Annotated in this window: 2 protein-coding genes; both read right to left on the reverse strand. The window is 68.4% G+C overall.

All coding sequences use genetic code 11. From position 1 onward, the window contains the following. Positions 1–3,436 (reverse strand): two-component regulator propeller domain-containing protein (locus tag AC1VAN_RS06730; RefSeq protein WP_480985509.1); only part of this gene is annotated, 3,436 nt, incomplete at its 3' end. Between the two features lie 96 nt (positions 3,437–3,532). Beyond that, positions 3,533–7,078, reverse strand: coding sequence for a sensor histidine kinase (locus AC1VAN_RS06735; protein ID WP_480985510.1), 3,546 nt, complete (start codon positions 7,076–7,078; stop codon positions 3,533–3,535). Positions 7,079–7,213: the final 135 nt, after the last annotated feature.

Here is a 7,213-nt window from a genome sequence, read left to right on the forward strand (position 1 = left end):
GCTGCAGGTCCGGGTCGGTGCGTGCGGTCACCGCCAGCAGCGGCAACGTGTAACCTTGGTTGCGCAGATGCTGGGCCAGTTCGAAACCGCTCAGGCCCGGCAGATCCAGATCGAGCAGGCCGACATCGAAATCACCCGCGCTGATTTCACGCAGCGCGGCCAGTGCGTGGGCCGCGTGAACCACCTCATGGCCACGGGTGGTCAGCAGCCCACACATCACATCGGCCACGGTCGCATCGTCCTCCACCAGCAACACCCGCAGCGGCGGCATGTTGACCGCAGCAGCGGCGGCGTCACTGTCGGCACCTCCGTCGCTGGCCGCCCCCTGCTGCAGCGGCAACGGCAGGCTGACACCGAAGCAGGTACCGCTGCCCAGCTGGCTTTCCACCCGGATCCGGCCCTGCATGGCCAGTGCCAGCTCGCGGCAGATCGCCAGGCCCAGGCCGCTGCCGCCGTACTGCGCTGCGGTGCGCGCACCGTCGGCCTGCTCGAAGCGCCGGAACAACCGTTGCTGCTGCTCCTGGCTGATGCCCGGACCAGTATCACGCACCTCGAAATACAGCCCACGCGGCCCTTCCTCGCAACGCGCATGCAGCGTGATGCTGCCGCGGCTGGTGAACTTGACCGCGTTGGACAGCAGGTTGAGCAGGATCTGCCGCACCCGCATCGCATCGCCGGTCGCCTGCAGCCCCGCCGGCAACTGGTTGTCGAGGATGAACCGCAGGCCCTTCTGTGCAGCCAGTGGCCCCATCAGCGCGGCCAGGTCCTGCAGCAGGCGATTGAGACCGAACGCGTTGGACTGCAGTTCCAGGCGCCCCGATTCGATCCGCGCCAGGTCCAGCGCATCGTTGACCAGGTGCAGCAGATGCTCGCCCGCATGCCGGATCGACTGGGTATAGCCGCGTTGCTGCGGATCCAGCGGCGAGGCCAGCAGCAGTTCACTCATGCCCAGCACCCCGGTCATCGGCGTGCGGATTTCATGGCCGAGATTGGCAAGGAAGCGCGTCTTGGCCGCCGATGCGTGCTCGGCCAGATCCTGCTTGTGCAGGGCGAGCTGGTAGGCGTGCTGGCGCTGCAGCCGGCGCCGGTACAACCAGGCGAACCAGCTGGTCAGCAGCAACCCGATCGAGGCCAGCACCAGCAGGCCGGACAAGCTGCGCCACCACGGCGGCTGCACATGGAATTCCAGGGTCTGCACCCGCGACCACACGTGGTCGGCCGAGCGCGCCTGCACTTCCAGCCGGTAGGCGCCGGGTGGCAGGCGGGAGAACAGGCGCTCGCCTGCCGGGCCCACCTCGACCCAATCCGGGTCGTAGCCGGCCAACCGGTAGCGGTAGGTGTTGGAAGCCGAATCGGCGAAGGACAACAGGCGCGCGACGATACGCAGGTCGCGGTCACCATCGGCGATCTGCAGCGGCGAGTCATGGGTCAGGTCCAGCAACTGCTCGTTGCGGCGCACCTCCACCCGCTCGATCACCAGCGGCGCACGGCGGGTGGAAGGCCGCACCTGCTCGGGATCGAACACCACCACACCGGCGGGGGTACCTGCCACCATGCGCCCCGCCGAGGAGGCGATCAGGGTGTGTTCGCGGAACTCCTGGCTGGGCAGCCCATCGTGCACCCCGTACAGGCGTACGCTCTCGCCATCGGCACTCACCCGCACCAGGCCGCGGGCGCTGGTGGCCCACGCCACGCCCTGCGCGTCGACCACCAGGCCGGTAGCGGAAATCGCCGGATAGCCCTGCTCGGCGCCCACTACCGCCTGCCGTTCCAGCCGGCCCTGGCTCCAGAGATACCGCGACAGGCGACCATCCTCGGACAACCAGACCTGGCCGTCCTTGCCCACATGCAGGGCGTACACCGCAGTGGCCGGCGCACCGGGCACCGGCTGGAAGCGCTGCGCATCCGGTTGCCATTGCAGCAGGCCGCGGCTGCTGGCCAGCCAGATCCGGTCCTGCGGGCCGCATTCCACGTCAAGATTGAGCTGACCGGCCTGCAGACCGTCCTGGCCGTTTTCCAGCCGCCGGCGCACGTGCCCGTCCAGATCACGCTGCTGCAGCCCCGATGACAGCATCAACCACAGGCTGTCGCCATCGCAGGTCATCATCGCCTCGATGTTGCCTTCCATGGTCGCGTCCGCGCCCGAGTCCCGCCCCCAGCGCCGCAGCTCGCCACGACGCGGGTCGTAGCGCATCAGGGCGTCGGTCGAGCCCACCCACACCTGGCCCTGCCGGTCTTCGCGCACCGAGGTCAGCCAGTGCATGCCGTTGACGAAGGTGCGGTGCTGCTCGATCACGCCCGTGCGCGGATTGAAGCGGTCCAGCGCGCCATGGCTGCCGACCGTCCACACCCCGCCATTGCTGGAGGGGCTGGTACCGAGCACATAGGAATTGCGCAGCGAGGACGGATCATCCTCCAGCCGCGAAAACACCGAGAACTGCCACCAGCGCGGAAGCAGGTGCCACAGGCCGGCATTGGTACTGGCCAGCCAGATGCCGCCTTCGCGGTCCTCATAGGCACCGGTCCAGTTCGGCCGCACCAGGCCACGGGCGATGGCGCTGTACAGCGGCACGGTCTGGTAGCGGCCATCGATGCCCCGGCCCAGGCCGCTGCGCGTATCCAGCCAGTGCCCGCCCTGCTCGTCGCGCAGCATCATGCCCAGCACCTGGTCGCCGGCCGGCAATGTCCAGGGAACGGATTCGAAACGGCCATCCGGGCGCCGCACCGTGGCCCCGGCCAGCGTGCTGATCCAGAGGCTGCCGTCGGGTTCTGCGGTCAGTCCATTGATCAGCAGGCTGGGCACCAGGTCGCCGCCGATGCGTTCGAAATCGGTACCGGTCCAGCGCGCCACGCCATGCTTGGTGCCGACCCACAGGCTGCCATCGGCAAGCGTGGCCAGGTAGGGCACCGACGCGGCCGGCAGACTGCGCGGGTTGTTCGCTTCGGGCAGGAACCGCTGCAGACGGTCATTGCTGTCCAGCCGGTACAGGCCGCCCTCGTGGGTGCCGAACCAGATCGCGCCATCCGGTGTCGCAGCCAGGCTCCAGACGGTGTTGCTGCCCATCAGCGGCTGGCTGCTGCGATCGTAGAAGCGCAGCTGGCGGCGATCGGCCGACATCCGCACCAGGCCGGCATTTTCGGTGCCGATCCACAGCTCGTTGCGGGCATCGACCAACACGCTCCAGATGCGGTTGTCGCGCAGGCCGTCTTCGGAACGCCAGATGCGGTAGTTGCGCCCGTCGTACCGGGCCAGGCCATCGTTGGTGGCAATCCACAGGTAGCCGTAGCGGTCCTCGGCCATGCGGTTGACGGTGTTGGACGGCAGCCCATCGAACACGGTGACCTGGCGCGGCGAAGGTGGCACCGGCTGCGCGGCAGCGGGCACCAGGCAGCACAGCAGCAGCATCAGCAGCGTCACTGCCCGCAGATACACCACCGATGGCCTCCTCACGCTGCTGTTGATGATGCCCACGCCGTGGGCGTCGGCATGGTAAACCGAAAGTTGCGCGATTCACGCCGCAGGATGCCGCGCTCAGCTGATGATCTGGCGTTTACTGCGCGCCTGGGCAATCGCCGCCACCAGCAGMTCRCCGGTCACCGGCTTGCGCAGGAAACCATCGAATCCGGCCGCAAGCACCTGCGCCTCGGCATAGGCATCCGAGCGCGCGGTAACGGCCACCAACGGCAGTTCGTAGCCCATCGCGCGCAGTTGGCGGGCGATGGCGGTGCCATCGAGTGCCGGCAGGTCGAGGTCGAGCAGGCCGACGTCGAACCCCTCGGTGGATATTTCCGACAGTGCGCCCAGGCCATGCAGCACGTGCACCACCTCATGGCCACGGCTGCGCAGCAGACCGGCGATGACCTCGGCAACGGTGGCATCGTCCTCGACCAGCAGGATGCGCAGTGCAGGCAGCATCGGCGACGCTGCCTCGCCAGGGCTGGAGGCCTGCTGCCGGCTCCACGGCAGCGGCAGCCGCACGGCGAAGCGTGCGCCACGCCCCGGCTGGCTGTCGACATCGATGCGGCCGCCCATCGCCACCGCCAGCTCCTGGCAGATCGCCAGGCCCAGCCCGCTGCCACCATAGCGCGAGGCGGTACGCGGGCCATCGGCCTGTTCGAAGCGGTGGAACAGGCGCTGCTGCTGCTCGGCATTGATGCCCGGCCCGCTGTCGCTGACCTCGAACGTCACCGCGCCGCCGTCGTCGTCCAGGCGCGCCGCCAGGCCAACATGGCCACGCTCGGTGAACTTGATCGCGTTGCCCAGCAGGTTCAGCAGGATCTGGCGGACGCGCATCTCATCGCCACTGACGCAGATCGGGCCTGGCAATGCCGCCCCGCGCTGGAACGCCAGCCTGCGCTGTTGTGCCATCGGCTGCATCAACGCCTGCACCTGGTCCAGCAGTCCGCCCAGGTCGAACGGGCGGATGTCCAGTTCAAGCCGGCCGGCCTCGATCCGGGCCAGGTCCAACGCATCGTTGACCAGGCGCAGCAGATGGCTGCCGGCCTGCTGGATCGAACCGGCATAGCTGCGCTGCACAGGGTCCAGTTCGGTGGACAGCAGCAGTTCGCTCATGCCCAGTACACCGGTCATCGGCGTGCGCACTTCGTGGCCCAGGGTCGCCAGGAAGCGGCTCTTGGCCTGCGATGCCTGCTCGGCGATCTGCTGCTTGTGCACCGTCAACTGCCACTGCTGGCGTCGCCGCAGCCGCCTGCGGATCGACCACAGCAGTGCCAACAGCAACAGCGAGCCCAGCATTGCATAGCCGAAAATCGCCATGCCGCTGCGCCACCAGGGGGGCAGTACCTTGATGTGCAACTGCTGCGAGGGCGTCCACGGACCACTGGCCGTCGCGGCCTGCACCTCGATGGCGTAGGTGCCGGGCGGCAGCCGCGACAACGTGCGTTGGCCGTCCCCGCCCTGTTCCACCCAGTTCTGGTCGTATCCCTGCACGCGGAACCGGTAGCGGTTGCCCTGCGGGTTGGCGTAGGACAGCAGGCGTGCATCGATCTGCAGGTCACGGTCGTCGGGCCCCAGCAACAGCAGGCCGGAGGTCGGCAAGGGCTGCCAGCCGCGCGCATCATCGCGACGGACGCGAACCTGCGCGATCACCAGCTGCGAGGGTGGCAGCTCGGCGTCGGCAGCATTCGGATCGAAGCCCACCATGCCGGTCTGGGTAACGGCCAGCACCCGGCCATCGGCATCGATTGCCGGTGGGCGTCCGGTGAACTCGGCATCAAGCAGGCCGTCGCGTTCATTGAAGATCTGCAGGCGACGCTGTTTCGGATCCCAGCGCAGCAGGCCGCGGGGCGTCGTCGCCCACAACTGGCCGTTCCGGGCCAGGGCCAGCCCACCCATGCTGACCGGCGGCACGCCGGCACTGGCATCGACACGCTGGATCAGGCGCAGGCTCAGGCCATCCCACTGGTAGCGCTCGAATGCGCCCTGGCGTGCGATCCACAACTGCCGGGGATCGATCCATACCAGATCGTAGATGGGCCCCCTGGAAACGCCGGGCACCGCTTCGAAGCGGTCTCCCTGCTCGCGCCAGATGCCCATTTCCCCGACCACCCAGGCGTGCCCGCCGGCATCGAAGCGGATCTGCTCGACCGGCGCGTCGGTGCTGCCTCGCAGCGTAGCGCCGTCGAAACTGCGCAGCAGGCGGCCGTCGGCACTGCGCTGTTGCAGGCCCAGGTTCATCACCGATACCCAGACCGTGCCATCGGGGGCCTGCCGCATCAGATCGATCCGCTGCCGAAGGTCGGCGCCACCGCCAATACGCCAGTCGCGCAGCACACCGGTGGCGGGGTCGTAGACGCTGATGCGCCCCGCGCGGCCGAGCCACAGCCTGCCGTCGGGACGTGGCAGCACCGACCACACCGCGCCGCTGCCCAGTTCGCGGTCGCTGACCAGCAGGCTCAACGTCCCCTGTGCATCGATCTGGTAGACGCCATGCGCAGAGCCGACGTAGTAGCTGCGGCCGTCGCTGGCAGCACTCAACAGGTACTGGCTGTCCAGCGGCTTGCCATCGAACTGGTACCAGGTTGAAAAGCGTCGCCAGTCGGGCGGCAGGTAAGCCAGGCCCTGGGTCAGCAGTGCGACCCACAGCCCTCCCTCATGGTCCTGCATCAGGTCGAGCACGCCACTGTGGCCGGTCAGGAAACCACTGCCACGGTCGCCTTCCAGCCTGCGCAGCACCTGGCCGTCACCACGCAGCAGGCCATCGGAAGTTCCCGCCCAGTAGCCTCCGTGGCTGTCGGCCAGGACCAGTGCCGAGCGCAGGCGGGCACTGTCGGCCCAGGCCGGTCGCGTCACCCGATCCTGCGCATCGATGCGGTACAGGCCGTCGTTCTGCGTACCGACCCAGATCGCGCCATCGGCATCGCGGCTCAGCCGCAGCACGCTCACCGCCGCCAGTTCGCGCGGCGCCACGGCTTCGAAGGCGTGGCCGTTCCAGCGCGCCACACCGGCTTCGGTGCCCACCCACAGCCGTCCCTGCGCATCCACCAGACTGCTGAAGACGGTGTCACTCGGCAGACCGCCGGGCTGCGCCCGATCATGCTGGAAATGGCGCAGCGAGCCATCTTCGCCGACCCGGCAGACCCCATGGCTGCTGCTGCCGACCCATAGCGCATCCTCGGCGTAGGCCAGTGTCCAGAACTGTCCCTGGCACCCTTCAGTGACGGAATCGAAGGTCTTGAAACGTTCGCGGTCGGCATCCAGCCGGGCCAGCCCCTTGCCGTTGATGCCCACCCATACCCGGTCGAGCGGGTCGACCAGCAGGGTTTCGATCTCGTTGCCGGGCAGCGAATCCGGTTGTGCCGGGTCGTGCTGCCAGACCCGCAGCTCACCGCCGTCATAGCGGGCCAGGCCGCCGTCGGTGGCGGCCCACACGCGGCCCTGTCGGTCTTCGGCCAGCGCCACCACCATGCGCGAGGGCAATCCCTCGGCCGCGCCGAAACGGCGCAGGCGCGGTGTTTCACCGGCCATGTCCAAGGTCGCCGCTGCAGCCGAAAGCGCCAACAGCACCAGACCTGCTCCTGCAATGCCTTGGCACCACCGGCGCCAGCCGCTCTTCATCCTGAACCCCCTGTCCTGTGCCGATTGTCACACAGGGCTGCAGCCATCGCTGCAACAGCCTGTTTCCGGCCACATCGGCACCACGAACTGTTGCAGCCGTGCACACAGCGTTGCGCGGGGGCTATGGGTATGATC

The organism is Stenotrophomonas sp. 05L44_2, assembly GCF_056665995.1.